This is a genomic window from Pseudoalteromonas sp. T1lg65 (assembly GCF_051930985.1).
Lineage (GTDB): Bacteria > Pseudomonadota > Gammaproteobacteria > Enterobacterales > Alteromonadaceae > Pseudoalteromonas.
Genome location: NZ_CP196838.1, coordinates 633,563 through 650,878 on the forward strand (window position 1 = coordinate 633,563; position 17,316 = coordinate 650,878).

General features: G+C 41.8%; 7 protein-coding genes. 6 read left to right on the forward strand and 1 reads right to left on the reverse strand.

Features of this window, described 5'->3' with window-relative positions; all coding sequences use genetic code 11:
* The first annotated feature begins 983 nt into the window (after positions 1-983).
* Positions 984-2,339, forward strand: a complete 1,356-nt coding sequence (locus ACSLBF_RS19900; protein WP_440056377.1) for a class II 3-deoxy-7-phosphoheptulonate synthase — start codon at positions 984-986, stop codon at positions 2,337-2,339.
* Positions 2,340-2,375: 36 nt separating this feature from the next.
* Here ACSLBF_RS19900 and ppsR read toward each other — a convergent pair whose 3' ends face one another.
* Positions 2,376-3,185, reverse strand: a complete 810-nt coding sequence (gene ppsR, locus ACSLBF_RS19905; protein ID WP_440056378.1) for a posphoenolpyruvate synthetase regulatory kinase/phosphorylase PpsR — start codon at positions 3,183-3,185, stop codon at positions 2,376-2,378.
* 143 nt (positions 3,186-3,328) lie between these two features.
* On the opposite strand from ppsR, the gene ppsA reads away from it, so the two are divergent.
* The 5 genes from ppsA to ACSLBF_RS19930 all read left to right on the forward strand — a co-directional run bounded on the left by ppsA (position 3,329) and on the right by ACSLBF_RS19930 (position 17,186).
* Positions 3,329-5,704, forward strand: coding sequence for a phosphoenolpyruvate synthase (ppsA, locus tag ACSLBF_RS19910; protein ID WP_440056379.1), 2,376 nt, complete (start codon positions 3,329-3,331; stop codon positions 5,702-5,704).
* A 377-nt stretch (positions 5,705-6,081) separates the two neighbouring features.
* Positions 6,082-9,123, forward strand: a complete 3,042-nt coding sequence (ydiJ, locus tag ACSLBF_RS19915) for a D-2-hydroxyglutarate dehydrogenase YdiJ (protein ID WP_440056380.1) — start codon at positions 6,082-6,084, stop codon at positions 9,121-9,123.
* A 948-nt stretch (positions 9,124-10,071) separates the two neighbouring features.
* Positions 10,072-13,185, forward strand: a complete 3,114-nt coding sequence (locus ACSLBF_RS19920) for a glycosyl hydrolase family 18 protein (RefSeq protein WP_440056381.1) — start codon at positions 10,072-10,074, stop codon at positions 13,183-13,185.
* Positions 13,186-13,231: 46 nt separating this feature from the next.
* Positions 13,232-14,659, forward strand: coding sequence for a lytic polysaccharide monooxygenase (locus ACSLBF_RS19925; protein WP_440056382.1), 1,428 nt, complete (start codon positions 13,232-13,234; stop codon positions 14,657-14,659).
* 55 nt (positions 14,660-14,714) lie between these two features.
* Complete coding sequence (locus ACSLBF_RS19930) at positions 14,715-17,186, forward strand: glycosyl hydrolase family 18 protein (RefSeq protein WP_440056383.1); 2,472 nt, start codon at positions 14,715-14,717, stop codon at positions 17,184-17,186.
* Positions 17,187-17,316 lie beyond the last annotated feature (130 nt).

The window sequence follows — 17,316 nt, forward strand, 5'->3', positions numbered from 1 at the left end:
AGATAAAGTCAAATTCTAATCCAGCTATTGTGAGGTTCTCCCATTTGTAGCTGGTTATATAAGAGTGTGCAAAAACTCATAAATTTGAGTTCAAGTATTATGAGTTTTAAACAACCTAATTACCAAAAGACAAAAGTAAGTTTCATGAGAGCTGCTAATCAAAATTCGGCGAATTTGAAAATAAAATTGTCAGGACTGAGTGAATGGTTGCAGCGAGTGTGTAGATGCTTAACCGTAAATGCAATTAATGAAATTGTCCTGCCCAATAATGCAATTTAGTCCATTTACATCGGTGTTGACATTTGTCGTAGCCGATCGATGCCTTGATGTTGAACTAAATCTTTTCATTAATTTAAAAGAGTCTCGTAATTGTGTAAGTATATACGCTCTCAAAACTCTTATTCGCAGATAATGTGATAGTCTCCTCCCAAATTCGGCATCAAAGTACCATGATTGATAAATGTTTTATTAAAGTTGTGAATAGTAAAGAAGGGTAGAAGTAATGCTTGATCTTTGTAAATTGAAAATAAAGTCGCGAGCAAATCATTACAGGTAAGTTACATCAAAGTTTAAAGCTCCTACATCTTGCAGTAGGTTGCTTGCAAAACAAAAAACAGCCAAGTGAATTGAACATGCCGATGTAACAAGGCATGTAAAATATGGTTTAGCAGCCACACGGCCAAAGCAACCTTGTAAATAGTTATTACCGACTAAACGTATCTTAGCTAGTCTTAATTTATTAATGAACACAACGGGTAGCGTTTTAAAGTATCACGGCACTTCGTCATGAACTTGCGAATCTGTATCAATAGCGAAAACAGAGCTGTAATCTGGTTAATTTCTTTCAACTTTCCGATATGTGCTATCACGTTTAAATCAATGTTGTATGATGTGTTCTTTTAAAAGGTAATTAACGCTTGAAGCAGTTATTCTATTAGGTTACTGTTCGTTAGTGGTAACACGATTGGAATGAGGAAATAATAATGGCTGATTGGAGCCCAAATAGCTGGAGAACTAAACCTATAGTCCAGCAACCAGAATACCCAGATTTAACAAAATTAGAGCAAGTGCAAAAAGAACTAAATGCCGCACCGCCCTTGGTTTTTGCAGAAGAAACTCGAAGTCTTCATAAAAGCCTTGCAGCAGTATGTGAGGGAAAAGCATTTATACTACAAGGCGGTGATTGTGCAGAGTCATTCTCCGACTTTAGTGCAGCAAGTATCAGAGACACATTCAAAACGCTTTTACAAATGGCTGTTGTTTTGACCTATGGCGGTAAGTGCCCTGTTGTAAAGATTGCTAGAATGGCTGGTCAGTATGCAAAGCCGCGCTCTTCGGACTATGAAACCATTGATGGCGTAACGCTGCCATCTTATCGTGGTGATATCATTAATAGTTTTGAATTTACTGAAGAAGCTAGAATACCCGATCCACAGCGTCTGATGAAAGCCTACCATCATAGTGCTGCAACATTAAACCTCTTAAGAGCGTTTGCTCAAGGTGGTTTGGCTGATTTACATCAAGTAAACCGCTGGAATATGAGTTTTGTAGCTGCTAACCCGCTCAAAGATCGCTTTCAGCAACTCGCAGAACGAATTCAAGAAGCGCTTGAATTTATGGAAGTATGTGGTGTCGATTCTAACGTTGCACCAAGCTTGAAAGAAACCGAGCTCTATACTTCTCATGAGGCCTTATTACTAGGTTATGAAGAAGCGTTAACAAGACGTGACCACTTAAGCGGTGATTGGTACGATTGTTCTTCTCATTTTGTATGGATTGGGGAAAGAACAAGGCAGTTGGATCATGCGCATATCGAGTTTTTCAAAGGTATTAAGAATCCGATAGGTGTTAAAGTTGGCCCTGGAATGAAGGACGATGAACTTATACAGCTGATCGATGCGTTAAACCCTGACAACATTCCTGGGCGGTTAACCTTGATCACTCGTATGGGCGCTGATGTTCTGCCAGAGAAACTGCCAAGCTTGGTTCGCCGAGTTCAAGACGAAGGTAGAAAAGTAATTTGGTCATCTGATCCGATGCATGGTAATACCGAAAAAGCGAGCACAGGCTATAAAACACGTAGTTTTAACAATATACTTCGTGAAATTAGCCAGTTCTTCGCAGTTCATAAAGCAGAAGGTAGTTATCCTGGTGGAGTGCACTTGGAAATGACAGGGCAGCACGTAACCGAATGTACCGGTGGAGCTTATGGTCTGTCTGACGAAGACTTATCACAACGCTACAGAACGCAGTGCGACCCGAGACTAAATGCGGACCAAGTTCTGGAGCTCGGTTTCTTGGTTGCAGATTTGCTCAAAGATGCAAGAGCAAAGAGTTAATTGCTTTCAGTAAGGTGGCGTTAGCCACCTTAACTGTTAATATTTATGGCGTTTAAGTCCTGTTTCAGCGATTATTTTTGCAGATATTTCTTCTACTGAGTAACGCGTGCTGTTCAAATAAGGCGTTTTGTGTTTCTTAAATATCATTTCAACTTCTCTTACCTCAATTCTGCACTGCCTAATTGATGCGTATTTTGAGTTGGCCATTCTTCCTTGCCTTATCGCTGAAAGCCTTTCAGGATCGATAGTTAAGCCAAATATTTTATGTTTATGCGGCAATAAGCATTTTGGAAAATTGCCAGATTCTAAATCATCTTCAGTCATTGGATAGTTAGCGGCTTTAATTCCATATTGTAGCGCCAAATACAAGCTTGTTGGTGTCTTACCGCTTCGACTGACACCCACCAAAATTATATCTGCGCTATCATAGTCTTTAATGTTCGCACCATCATCATTAGCTAGCGCATAGTTCACCGCATCAATTCGAAAATCATAGCTAGACTCGTGAATACTGTGAGTTCGATGCATTTTTGGAACAGGGGCGACTTTTAATTCGCGTTTCACGATTTCACTTGCATAAGACAAAAAGTCATAGCAAACGCCTTGGGATGACAAAATAATATCGGACAATTCTGGGTTTACAAAAGTAAAGAAAACCAAAGGTTTCTCACCACTCAGCGTATATGTTGAATCAATCAATGTTTTAATTTCTTCTGCTTTTTCAACCGTTTCAACAAAAGGGATGGTGTTGTGAGTGAACTCTACAGGAAACATTGAAAGCGTTGCATGGCCAAACACTTCAGAGGTGATGGCCGTACCATCGGAAATATAAAATGCTGTTCTCATAAATATATCAGTTATTCAGAATTTGTTGAAAATAAGCTATCGCGGTTTACGAAAGCAGTCTTACCGTTGTAGAATGCCCGTGACCCCATACAAAGGTCAAATTTTCTCTCACATTTAATACAATTTGTTTTGGAGACAGTTCCGTGCAAGACTACGTTCTCTGGTATCAAGAGTTGGGTATGCAAGATGTACCTCGAGTTGGTGGTAAAAACGCTTCTCTAGGTGAAATGATATCTAACCTTGCTAACGCTGGTGTACAAGTGCCAGGTGGATTCGCAACAACCGCTGATGCCTTTAATGAGTTCCTAGAGCAATCAGGCCTCAATGAAAAAATCCACACAATTCTTGACTCTCTCGACGTTGACGATGTCAATGAGCTCGCAAGAGTTGGCGCCCAAATTAGACAATGGGTAATCGATACACCTTTCCAACCAGCCTTAGATAAAGCCATTCGAGAAGCATACGCTTCACTTCACGGCGACCAAAACCAAGACGTATCATTCGCAGTAAGATCTTCAGCAACAGCAGAAGACATGCCAGATGCATCATTCGCAGGCCAGCAAGAGACATTTTTAAACGTACGTGGTATTGAAGCCGTAATGGTAGCGATTAAACACGTATTTGCTTCACTGTTTAACGACCGTGCAATTTCATATCGAGTACATCAAGGTTATGACCATAGAGGTGTAGCACTGTCGGCTGGTATTCAGAGAATGGTGCGCTCTGATAAAGCTTCCTCAGGCGTTATGTTCTCAATAGATACAGAGTCTGGCTTCGAAGACGTCGTATTTGTCACGTCGAGCTACGGTTTAGGTGAAATGGTCGTACAAGGCGCTGTAAACCCAGACGAGTTTTATGTTCATAAACCAACCCTTGCTGCTGGGCGTCCTTCAGTTCTGAAAAGAAATATCGGTTCCAAAGCCGTACAGATGATTTACTCTGCTGATGAATCTCACGGTAAGCAAGTGGAAATCGTTGACGTTGAGCAGTCTGCATCTAATCAATTTTCTATAACAGATGCTGAAGTAGAAGAACTTGCGAAACAAGCAGTGATCATTGAAAAGCACTATGGCCGTCCGATGGATATCGAGTGGGCAAAAGATGGCAACGACGGCAAGCTATACATCGTACAGGCTCGTCCAGAAACTGTTCGTTCAAACGAAGATGCCAACGTGATGGAACGTTTCCAACTAAAACAACGTTCTTCAGTGATAGCGGAAGGTAGAGCAATCGGGCACAAAATCGGTTCTGGTGTGGTAAGAGTATTAGAATCAATCGACCAGATGGATGCTGTGCAACAAGGCGATGTACTCGTTACCGACATGACTGATCCTGACTGGGAACCTATCATGAAGCGTGCATCAGCTATCGTAACAAACCGCGGTGGCCGAACTTGTCACGCGGCCATTATTGCACGTGAGCTAGGCATTCCAGCGGTAGTCGGTTGCGGCAACGCAACTGATCTGATTAAAAACGGCGTCGAAGTTACCGTTTCATGCGCAGAAGGTGACACTGGTTTTATCTACGAAGGACAGCTTGAGTACGAAGTCATCTCTTCTCGAATAGACAGCATGCCTGAATTACCAATGAAGATTATGATGAACGTTGGTAACCCAGACCGCGCATTTGACTTTGCTAGATTACCACACGCAGGGATCGGACTTGCACGTCTTGAGTTTATTATTAATCGCATGATTGGTATTCATCCTAAAGCATTGCTTCATTTCGATAAGCAATCTGCACAGCTTCAAGCGGAAATCACCGACCTCATTGCTGGTTATGATTCACCAGTTGAATTCTATATCAGCAAGCTTGTTGAAGGTATCGCGACGTTAGGTGCTTCTTTCGCGCCAGAAAAAGTCATTGTTCGCATGTCTGATTTCAAATCAAACGAATACGCGAACCTAGTTGGTGGACAGCAATACGAGCCGGAAGAAGAAAACCCAATGATTGGTTTCCGTGGCGCATCACGCTATATTTCGGAAGACTTTCGCGAGTGCTTCGCACTAGAGTGTGAAGCAATTAAGCGAGTTCGTAATGAAATGGGTCTTACCAATATAGAAATCATGATCCCATTTGTTCGTACATTAGAAGAAGCAGCACAAGTAATCGAATTGCTTGATCAGCATGGACTCAAACGCGGTGAAAATGGCCTTCGAGTTATTATGATGTGCGAGTTACCATCAAATGCGCTATTAGCTGAAGAATTTTTAGAGTACTTTGACGGTTTCTCTATCGGATCAAACGACTTAACTCAGCTAACGCTTGGTCTTGACCGTGATTCTGGTCTAATTGCCCACTTGTTTGACGAGCGAAATCCAGCAATTAAGAAATTACTATCAATGGCAATTCAAACAGCCAAAGCAAAAGGTAAGTATGTTGGGATCTGTGGTCAAGGTCCTTCAGATCACGAAGACTTTGCTGCTTGGTTAGTTGAGCAAGGTATTGATTCGGTGTCTCTAAATCCAGATACCGTTTTAGAAACATGGCTTTACTTAGCTGAAAAATTCAACAAATAAAAAAAAGCCCCGACGAGTGTTGGGGCTTTTTTTATCGACCTAATCTTTTATCTAATGCCTCACAGGTGCTTTTTAACATAATCTGACAGCGTTTCAGATATTTTCTCGCGCCAGGATTGTGTATCGAAAAACATAACAATGCACCGAGCAAAAATATGATTGATGGGCCTGGTACAACAACAAATACCAACGCCAGAAGACATAAAAATGCACCAAGTGTGTTATAAAAATATTTCATATAAACTTCCTCCTTCAAATCTCAGTATAAATATCTACACTAAATAAACTATTTCAGATTGTAACAAAGCATAAATTTCTCACGTTTCCCGCTTAGAGTTCATGTTACAATCAGCACAAAGTTAGCAATCTCTACCGTTATGATCGCAAAAATTAGTCAGCAGGATTCTGCAAACGAGCTTATAAATCAATACAAACAGAAACTAATAGAATGTGGTTTTGAAGGAGACATAGACTTCAGCTATGCAACTCGCTTGGTCACCTCAACCGACAACAGTGTTTACCAAGAGATCCCACAAGCAGTTCTATTTCCAAAAACAAATAAAGACGTACAAGTCTGTCTTCAAATTGCTCAGCAAGATCCCTTTTTGTCATTGACGTTTGGCCCACGAGGCGGTGGCACTGGGACTAACGGTCAATCACTAACACCCGGTGTTGTCATTGATCTTTCTCGATATATGCGAAACATTATAGAGATTAACGAGCAAGAAGGTTGGGTAAGAGTTCAAGCTGGCGTAATAAAAGATCAGCTTAACGATTTTTTAAAACCTTACGGATATTTCTTTTCCCCTGATTTGTCTACCAGTAACCGTGCAACCATTGGCGGCATGATTAATACCGATGCATCCGGTCAAGGTTCTTTAGTTTATGGTAAAACCAGTGATCATGTTCTCGGTTTACAGACTTTCTTGGTTGATGGTACAGAATTAAACACCTCAAGATTACCTCTTGAAAAAGCGCAGTTACTTTCGGAGCAAGACTCAAGAGTGGGCTCACTGTATAAAACTGCGCTCAACGTTTGCCAAAGTAAACGCTCACTTATTAAAGAGAAGTTTCCAAGACTTAACCGCTTCCTTACCGGTTATGATCTAGAAAATGTATTTGACGAACAAATGGCGACGTTTGATCTCTCACGGATCATTACAGGTTCAGAAGGCTCGCTCGGAATAGTAACTGAAGCAAAACTAAATCTGACCAAAATTCAACCATTTAAAACTCTCATAAACATAAAATACGATTCTTTTGAATCAGCCCTAAGAAATAGCCCTTTCTTAGTCTCCGCCAATGCGACTTCGGTAGAAACAGTTGACAGTAAAGTACTTAATTTGGCGAAAGAAGACATTATTTGGCATTCAGTATCGGACTTAATAACCGACGTACCCAACCAGCAGATGCTTGGCCTAAACATGGTTGAGTTTAATGGCGAATCGGAACAAGAAATAACTGAAAAGGTACAATACCTATGTGCTCGTTTAGATGAATTGCAGGCAAAAGGCGAGGCGGGCATTATCGGCTATCAACTTACCAGCAGTAAGGATGAGATACTTAAGATTTATGCCATGCGTAAGAAGTCAGTTGGGCTGTTAGGCAACACTAAAGGCACAAAAAAGCCCATAGCGTTTGCCGAAGACACCGCGGTTCCGCCAGAAAATTTAGCCGATTTTATCATGGAGTTTAGAGCGCTGCTTGATGAGCATCAACTTGAATATGGTATGTTTGGCCATGTCGATGCTGGAGTTTTACATGTTCGCCCAGCCCTAGATATGTGTGATCCAGAACAAGAAAAATTACTGCGCACGATTTCAGATCAGGTTGTAAAGTTAACCGCTAAATACAACGGGTTAATGTGGGGTGAGCACGGTAAAGGTTACCGTAGTGAATATGGTCCAGAATTCTTTGGTGACGAACTATTTACAGAACTGCGCCGAATTAAAGCAGTATTTGATCGCAATAACCGATTAAACCCAGGAAAAATATGTACACCGATAGACTCTAATGATGAGTTAGTTTCTGTCGATGGTAAAAAAAGAGCTTGGTTCGACAAGCAAATCAATGTTGAAGTAAAAGCGAGTTATGAAGCACCAGTCAACTGCAATGGAAACGGACTGTGTTTTAACTATGAGTCAACTTCACCAATGTGTCCTTCCTATAAAGTAACCAATGATAGAAGGAATTCTCCCAAGGGTAGGGCAAGCCTTTTTAAAGAATGGCTAAGACTACAAGGAAACGCAGGTGTTGATTTGGTCACCATAGAAAAACAACTCATTAATGGCGAAAACGATACTACTTGGTGGGAAAGATTTTTAAATACACTCAAAAAATCAGATTACGATTACTCCCATGAAGTTAAGGCTTCGATGGATAGCTGTCTAGCTTGCAAAGCTTGTACAACGGCATGCCCGATAAAAGTTGATGTTCCGACTTTTAGAGCTAAGTTTTTAAACTTTTACTACAGCAAATATAATCGTCCTTTAAAGGATTATTTGGTTGCTGGTGTCGAGTCCGTACTTCCACTCGCATCTCGATTTCCCAACATAATTAATTTTATTCAAAACTTGGGGATCACAAAATACGCTATGCATAACGTTATTGGTTTTGTAGACGCACCTAAATTGAGTAAAATTCAACTTTTAAGCATTGTAGATCAACAGTATATCTATGACGAAAAACGTTTTTCAACATTGGACAAACAGACAAAAGAAAAAGCCGTATTTATTGTCCAAGACCCATTCACTTCATTCTATGAGTCTGAATTACTATTAGATTTCATCGAGCTAATTAGAAAGCTTGGTTTCCATCCTCAATTACTCCCATTTAAACCTAACGGTAAACCACAGCATGTTAAAGGGTTCCTAAAAGAGTTTAAATCGACTGCGAAAACTACCGCTAACTTTTTAGCAAAAATTGCCGAATATGACAGACCTATGGTCGGCGTTGACGCTTCACTAGTACTTTGTTTCCGTGACGAATATTCAGATATTCTTGGTGACGCTAGAGGTGAATTTGAAGTACTTGTTGTACATGAGTGGTTAGCAAAACTAGATTGGCAAAGATATTCTAGTAAAAGTAGTCAACAGCAATCCTTTGAACTGCTGAGCCATTGCACAGAATCAACAAACATGCCAGAAGGAAAATCAGTCTGGCAAAAAATATTTTCTGAGTTGGCAATCGATCTTAAACCACTTAATACTGGATGTTGTGGAATGGCTGGAACCTACGGCCACGAAGTACAAAACCAAATACATTCAACTGCCTTATATCAAAGTAGTTGGCAGCAGCATGTTAATTCAAAGTCATCTGATTCGCTTCTCGCGACAGGGTTTTCATGTCGCTGTCAGGTCAAAAGATTCGATAACGTTAAACTAAAACATCCACTGCAAATATTAGCTAAGTCTTTGTAAAGATAATTAATACTTTGGTTATTAGGTACCTATCATGCAGGTACCTAATCACATATTCTACTAACACGCGGTTAAACGCTAAATCACTTAGAATCTGGCTTTGCTGAAACGGAACAAAGGTTACGCTGTTCGAATCATATAGAATCTAGGTGTCATGTACACCATTACCAAATCTTACTTCCAGCATTGGCGATGTGACAGTTGTAACAAAAGTATTTGCTGTCACTTGAAAGAACAACAGGCCCTAGTAAATGGAGCCATTATCAATGTGCATTTCGGCGAAACTGGTACAGCGGATAGGCGTTGCTCAAAATATTTGTTCCATCTACTGTAGCATCCATGGATATACCAGCTGCATGTCAGGTTGTCTCGGATAGTCGTCGAGTAACGAAAAAGCATTTTCCTGATCTTTAGCGTATTATTCGGTCTAAGTCTGAGTGTTCATAATGTTTAAGTTACTTTTCGTACGGCTCTTTCCCGCAAGTCATTCCACATATAGAGCCAAAAATTTAGATAGCTAATTCTCCTTTAACATGCACTAGCCTGATGTCTTAAAGAGTTAATAATTAGTGCCTTTGAGGTGACGATGAAGCTTACGTAAACAGTCAATTTTGCGCTATTAATAGGACCAAATCAGGCTTTTTTATAACTTAAACAAACAAATATATACTAATCAATTCTATATAAATAATCTCAGATACACTCTCGTATCTTAACATAATTCTTATTTATTGTTTTTTAATGAATAACTCGATTTTAGGTAATTCGAAAAAAGTGAATTTTTTGTTATTTTGTCAATTCGTATAGCGAAGAAATCAAAAAAAGTACCATTTCTTCATCTTAAGAGACTAGATTTCATACAAATCTACGGTTGCCTTATCCCCACATTGTGTTAGTTTTATGTTGTTATTGTTAACATATTACAATATTTGGTTGGAGAACCTCCTTATGATACAACATGTAAAGAACCTAAAAATGGCTAAACTAACACCAGTTCTGGCCGCAATTATTTCAGGAACATCATATGCTTATGATTGTTCTCCCTTAGCAGAGTGGGATGCAAGTTCAACTTACGTTGCAACAAACAAGGTACAAAAGGACAAAGTCGCTTATGAAGCGAAGTGGTGGACACAACAAGATCCAGCCACGCATTCTGGACCGTGGGATGTCTGGTTAAAATTGGGCGATTGTGACAGCGTTGTCAATAATAAACCACCTAAACTGGATAGCTTTCAGCCACAAGAAGGTAGTCAATTTAATGAAAATGACAGCGTTGTCATTTCGGTCAATGCAACGGATGAAGATGGCGACGTCACTCAAGTAGAGTTCTTTGTAAATGGTAACTCTATCGGCATTGATACAACTCCTACGGGCAATAAATATGAGTTTACGTGGACGTCAACTGCTGGAAACCACGTAGTAAGTGCGATTGCTACAGACAACGAATCGGCCCGCTCAGAATCGCTGTCATCTAATATCATCGTTGAACAAACAGGCAATAAACTTCCGGTACCAAATTTAACATTATCCGGTTCAAGTAGGGTGACAGTTAACCAACCGGTTACAATTCAAATTGATGGCAGTGACCCAGACGGAACGGTTACAAAATTAGAACTTTACGTAAACGCAGAGCGAGTTTTACAAGCTGATAAAGGTCCAATAGATCATGTCTGGACACCAACTCAACTGGGTAACGCGGAGATTAAACTCGTAGTAACCGATAACGAAGGAGCGAGTGCTGAAGCCAAAGTGCTTGTTGAAGTGATTGAACAGCCGCCAGTTGGCGCTAATTGTGCGCCTGAAGGACTATATCAAACACCGGGCGTACAACCGAATTACTGTGATGTTTATGATGAAAATGGCCGTGAAGTCATGGCGACTGATCATCCACGTCGAGTGATTGGCTACTTTACTAGTTGGAGAAATGGTAAAAATGGCCAACCAAGCTACCTAGTCAAAGATATTCCGTGGGACAAAATTACACACATTAATTATGCTTTTGCCCATGTAAACGCAAATAACAAGATCTCGATTGGCAACCCAGCACAAGAAAACAACCCTGCAACGAATATGACTTGGCCTGGCGTGTCAGGCGCAGAGATGGATCCAAGCTTACCTTACACCGGTCACTTCAACCTTCTAAACAAGTTTAAAAAGCAACACCCCGATGTAAAAACTCTGATATCAGTGGGTGGTTGGGCAGAAACCGGTGGCTTCTTTGGCCCTGATGGCTCACGTGTTAATAGTGGTGGATTCTACACCATGACAACTAACGCTGATGGCAGTGTAAACCACGCAGGTATCGATGCATTTGTTGCAAGTTCTGTAGAGTTTATCCGAAAATATGGCTTTGACGGTGTCGATATCGATTACGAATATCCATCATCAATGAAAGATTCTGGTCATCCGGATGATTTTGCGATATCTAATCCTCGTCGTGCTGCACTCAATGCGTCTTATCAAGTGTTAATGAAAAAACTACGCGAAGCGCTTGATGTCGCAGGGCAACAAGATGATACACATTACATGCTGACAATTGCTTCCCCATCATCTGGCTATTTGCTTCGTGGCATGGAAACGTTCCAAGTTACAAAATACTTAGACTACGTCAACATTATGTCCTATGACTTGCACGGAGCCTGGAACCAACACGTTGGTCATAACGCCGCACTTTATGACACAGGCGAAGATTCAGAGCTGAAGCAATGGAATGTATATGGCACTAAAGAGTTTGAAGGGATTGGCTATTTAAATACTGATTGGGCAGTAAAATACTTCAGAGGCTCAATTTCAGCAGGACGCATCAATATTGGTATCCCCTATTACACCCGTGGTTTCAGAAATGTTCAAGGTGGCACTAATGGCCTGTGGGGAGAGGCTGCCGCACCGGATCAAGCTAATTGTCCTCCTGGCACAGGTAGCGGTGACAAGAATAAATGTGGTAACGGCGCAATTGGTATAGACAATCTGTGGCACGACAAAAACGATTCAGGACAAGAGGTGCCAGCTGGCTCCAACCCGCTTTGGCATGTTAAAAACTTACAGCAAGGTGTCGTCGGTAGTTATGTTACACAGTATGGACTTGACCCGGTTAATAATCCTGATCACAAACTAAACGGTACGTACGCACGTCACTATGACTCTGTAGCAGTCGCGCCATGGTTATGGAATGCGGAAAAAGACGTGTTCTTGTCGATTGAAGACGAAGAATCCATGGCAACCAAGGTTAACTATGTAATTGACCAAGGTCTTGGTGGGATCATGTTCTGGGAACTAGCCGGTGACTTTAGCTATGATGCAGCTAAAGGCGAGTACTTTATGGGCTCTGATCTTACAACGCTGGCTTACAACAAGTTCAATCAAAGTGGCGCGCCTTACTCCACGGTAAAAGGTAATAAAGATTTTGTATTACCAGCAAAGGCTGTCGATATTGAATTTGTTGCTAAAGACTTCCCTGTCGGAGACGACAACTACCCAATTGCGCCGACTTTCTCATTTAAAAATAATTCAGAAGTCGATTTGACCGGTGCAAAAATTAGCTTTGACGTTCCGGTCGCCACCTCTGCGATTTTCAAATCAAATTGGAATGCAACCGAAAAACTTCGCATGGCAGTAGATGCGAATGGTTCTAATGCTGCTGGTAATAATATCGGCGGTTTTGAGAATGAATTCCATCGATTCTCAATTACATTAGTGAACGAATGGGGTGGAACTCCCAAGTCATTCGGGCCGGGGGAAACGGTTAACGCTCAAGTAATGTACTACATGCCAATTTCTGGTCCGGTTAACTTTACCGTGGAAAAAGATGGTAAACGTTATGCATTTGCCGGTGAATATCCAGCGTTACCAATCGCAGCCCCAGGAACCGATCCTACTGATCCGGTAACTGAGTGCAAAGGTACGCCGATAAGCGAAATCACGGTATATCCAGCATTTCCTCAAGGTACACATGCCAAGCAAGGTGATTTGATCATTGATGGAAAGGGGGTTTACGAGGCCAAGTGGTGGTCCAATAAACAGCCTTCAGTGAGCAGCGACTATATCAAAGTCTGCAACATCTAAATGCGTGTGGAAGGAGAGTATCGACTCTCCTTCACCTGAGGAGAACATGATGAAAAAATTAATTAGTAGCTTGGTTGTAATCGGCGCTTCATCTGGATTGTATTCAAATCCTGTATCAGCTCATGGCTACACTGATTACCCCAAAGCAAGGCAAGCTATTTGCCAAGCACAAGAAGGTTATTGGTGGCCGAAAGACGGCTCAAACATCCCCAATTTGGCATGTCGAGCCGCTTATCTTGAGTCGGGCCATTACCAGTTCGTACAAGAACATGAATTTGCAAAAAATGTTGAGCATTACAATGACATCAATGCAGTAAAACAAAAAGTTCCTGATGGGACACTTTGTTCGGGTGGAGATCCAAACAAAAGTGGTATGAGCGTTCCGTCAGCGCATTGGCAGCGCACGGTTATCGAGCCGAATGCACAAGGCCAAATATCAGTTAAGTTTCGTGCTACAACCCCTCATAATCCAAGTTTTTGGCAATTTTACCTATCAAAGCCAGGATATGACGCGTCAGTTAGTCGTTTGGCTTGGAGTGATCTGGAACTTATCAATGAGTTTGGAAACACCGAATTTGTCGTCGACCCAGATGGAAAACGTTACTACATCCTTAACATAGATATTCCACAGGGCCGTGAAGGTGACGCAACACTTTTCACTCGTTGGCAGAGATACGATCCCGCTGGAGAAGGGTTCTACAATTGCTCTGATATCACTATAAAGTCGAGTGCTACGCCAATCGAATGGCACCAAAAAGGCTATTTTGTAAAGCAAGGCCAAGAAGCAAAAGCAGGCGATATGGTTTGGTTCCGGTTATTCAACGAAAACGGTAACGAAATCATTAACCACCATACTGATATAACAGCTGAAAACCAATCCAACTGGGTCGAAGTGACCGTTGATGAATTAATATCGTCCCATGCCAACAAAATTCAAATAGGGATTCAGAATAGCCAGGGCGAGATACGATTTAACCCGAATGAGATCTACTCAAATTCTGTATTCGTTGCTAACCAAGAATACACATGGACTCTCACTGTGAAACCGGCAGGTCCAAATACACCTCCACAAGTAAATGATATTGCCGACTTTACCTTAGATGAAGGAAGCGAATATCAACTTCACGTCCATGCGTATGATGATGACCAACAAGATGTGTTGACGTTTAACTGGCAAATTCCAGCTCCACTTACTTACACGGGGCAAGATCACACCATCACCATAACCGCACCAGAAGTGGCAGCAACGACAACGTTATCTGCGTCAGTTTCTGTTAGCGACGGTCAAGCAACTACCACCAAGTCTTTCAATATCACTATCAAAAAGAAACCAACCGACGAATATCCAAAATGGCAGGAAAATAAGGTCTATGTTGGTGGCGACAGAGTGATTTATGAAAGCAACGTTTACGAAGCCAAGTGGTGGACATTAGGTGAATTACCCCCAAGTTCAGACGTTTGGAAGAAAATTTAACAGATCCGTAGCTTTATCAATGGATACAACATGTAACAACAAAGGTTGAAAAATTATGAAACTAAATCAATTAACGGCTTTAATCAGCTTATCTCTTATGAGTACTGCAGCACTGGCTGCACCTTCAACACCATCAATAGACTGGAAACCGCAAAACTATTCGTTTGTCGAAGTAAACTTGGATGGCAGAGGTTCGTATAAACAACTAGTCAAAGCCAAAGAAGAAGTGATGGTTAGTATTAAGTGGAACGCTTGGAGTGGCGCAGGCGGCGATGGCTACAAAGTCTATTTTGACGATATGCTAGTTAATGAAGGTTCGCTTCCTGCGGGTACTAAGAGCGGCGTCGTTGAATTTCCGTACAAAAATTCTGGAAGACATACACTTTACTTAGAGTTATGCGAAGGAACAGAGTGCGCCCGAAGTGCAGGCAAACCGATTGTTATTGCTGATACAGACGGTGGACACTTAGATCCACTGCCAATGAATGTTGACCCTAACAACAAAAACAACGGTACGATCCCGGGCATGGTTACAGGTGCGTACTTTGTCGAGTGGGGGATCTATGGCCGAAATTTCGATGTAACCAAGATCCCAGCACAAAATCTATCCCATTTACTCTACGGCTTCATCCCAATTTGTGGTGAAAACGAGTCATTAAAAGAAATTGAAAACGGCAATAGTTGGCGAGCTCTACAAACTGCTTGTGCTGATTCACAAGATTACGAAGTTGTCATTCATGATCCTTGGGCTGCAGTGCAGAAGTCTCTACCCGGTGTTGCTACAACCGATCCAATTCGTGGTACATACGCCCAACTTATGGCACTTAAGCAACGTTACCCAGACCTTAAAATTCTACCTTCTGTCGGTGGTTGGACATTATCAGATCCGTTCCATGGTTTCACTAATAAAGCGAATCGCGACACGTTTGTAGCATCAATGAAAAAATTCCTGAAAACTTGGAAGTTCTATGATGGTGTCGACATCGATTGGGAATTCCCAGGTGGTGATGGTCCTAATGGTGATCTTGGTGATCCAGTAAATGACGGTCCAGCTTACATTGCGCTAATGCAAGAACTTAGAGCAATGCTTGATGAACTTGAGGCAGAAACAGGCAGAACGTATGAGCTAACATCAGCTATCGGTTCTGGATATGACAAAATTGAAGATGTTGATTATCAAGCAGCTCAACAGTATATGGACTACATCTTTGCCATGACTTATGACTTTTATGGTGCTTGGAACAATGTGACAGGTCATCAAACTGGTATCTATTGTGGTTCTCATATCTCTGTTGGCGAATGTAACGGCACCGGTAATGATGACCAAGGTAACCCTCGTAAAGGACCTGCGTACACTGGTGATAATGCAATTCAACTTTTACTACAGCAAGGTGTAGAACCATCTAAATTGGTAATGGGTGTTGCGATGTACGGACGTGGTTGGGAAGGCGTATTTGAAGCTAACGCGACTAACCCTGATAATCCAATGACCGCACCGGGTAACGGACCGATTACAGGCAGCGAGTCACAAGGTGTATGGCAACCTGGCATTATGGATTACAAAGCAATAGCAGCCAATGCAGTTGGTTCAAACGGAACTGGCGTAAATGGTTACGAAGCAGGGTATGACGAACAAGCTCAAGCTGCCTATGTTTGGAACCGCTCGAATGGCAAACTACTTACTTACGATAGCCCTAAGAGTGTTAAAGCAAAAGGCCAATATGTAAACACACATAAACTTGGCGGCTTATTCGCATGGGAAATAGATGCTGACAATGGTGACATCCTTAACGCTATGTATGACGGACTATCAGGAGGTGAATTACCAAATCGCAAACCAGTAATTGGTCTTAGCGGTCAAGTCACTTTGATGTCTGGTGAATCAGCAACGGTAGATGCCCAAGCGACAGATCCTGACGGTGATACATTGACTTATAGCTGGTCAGCTTCTGCAGATTTAGCATTAAATGGAGCAAACCAGTCTTCCGTTACGGTTACTGCACCTCAAGTGCAAGTAGTAACAGAATATCAACTCACACTTGCAGTGAGCGATGGTGAATTTACCGCTACTAAATCGATTCCGGTGACCGTTAAGCCTGAGGGTAGCCAAAATGAAGCGCCTATCGTCGAGCCTATTAGTGATGTCACTTTACAAGAGGGTGCTACGATTTCCGTTTCTGTATCAGCTACAGACCCAGAAGGTGAAACGCTTACTTATAATTGGCAAGCACAAGCCGGCGTCGTGGTGAATGGCTCTGGTAGTACAGTAAATATCACTGCCTCACAAGTCAACGCAGACACCACAGTTCCTGTTACTGTGACTGTATCAGATGGCGAAAATGCTGTGTCGAAAACCTTCAACGTGACAGTCAAAGATAGCGCACAGGCCTACCCAGCTTGGCAAAGTGGCAAAGTTTACGTTGGCGGCGATCGGGTTTCACACAAAGGTGCTAACTATGAAGCTAAGTGGTGGACACTAGGTGAAGAACCAGGAAAAGCACTTGTCTGGCGAGCGCTAGAAAACTAATCAATACCCATCAACAAGCCCGCTCGTATAGAGTGGGCTTTTTCCAGCACTTTTGACTGTGCGACAAGTTACCTACCAAATTTGCCGGTTTAATTCATACTTAACCTATGTAGAACTAACGAGTCATTGC

Excerpts from the sequence above, each read along its gene's own strand:
- ppsR (WP_440056378.1), bottom strand. The coding sequence starts at position 3,185 with ATGAGAACAGCATTTTATATTTCCGATGGTACGGCCATCACCTCTGAA.
- ACSLBF_RS19900 (WP_440056377.1), top strand. The coding sequence starts at position 984 with ATGGCTGATTGGAGCCCAAATAGCTGGAGAACTAAACCTATAGTCCAG.
- ACSLBF_RS19930 (WP_440056383.1), top strand. The coding sequence starts at position 14,715 with ATGAAACTAAATCAATTAACGGCTTTAATCAGCTTATCTCTTATGAGT.
- ACSLBF_RS19920 (WP_440056381.1), top strand. The coding sequence starts at position 10,072 with ATGATACAACATGTAAAGAACCTAAAAATGGCTAAACTAACACCAGTT.
- ACSLBF_RS19925 (WP_440056382.1), top strand. The coding sequence starts at position 13,232 with ATGATGAAAAAATTAATTAGTAGCTTGGTTGTAATCGGCGCTTCATCT.
- ydiJ (WP_440056380.1), top strand. The coding sequence starts at position 6,082 with ATGATCGCAAAAATTAGTCAGCAGGATTCTGCAAACGAGCTTATAAAT.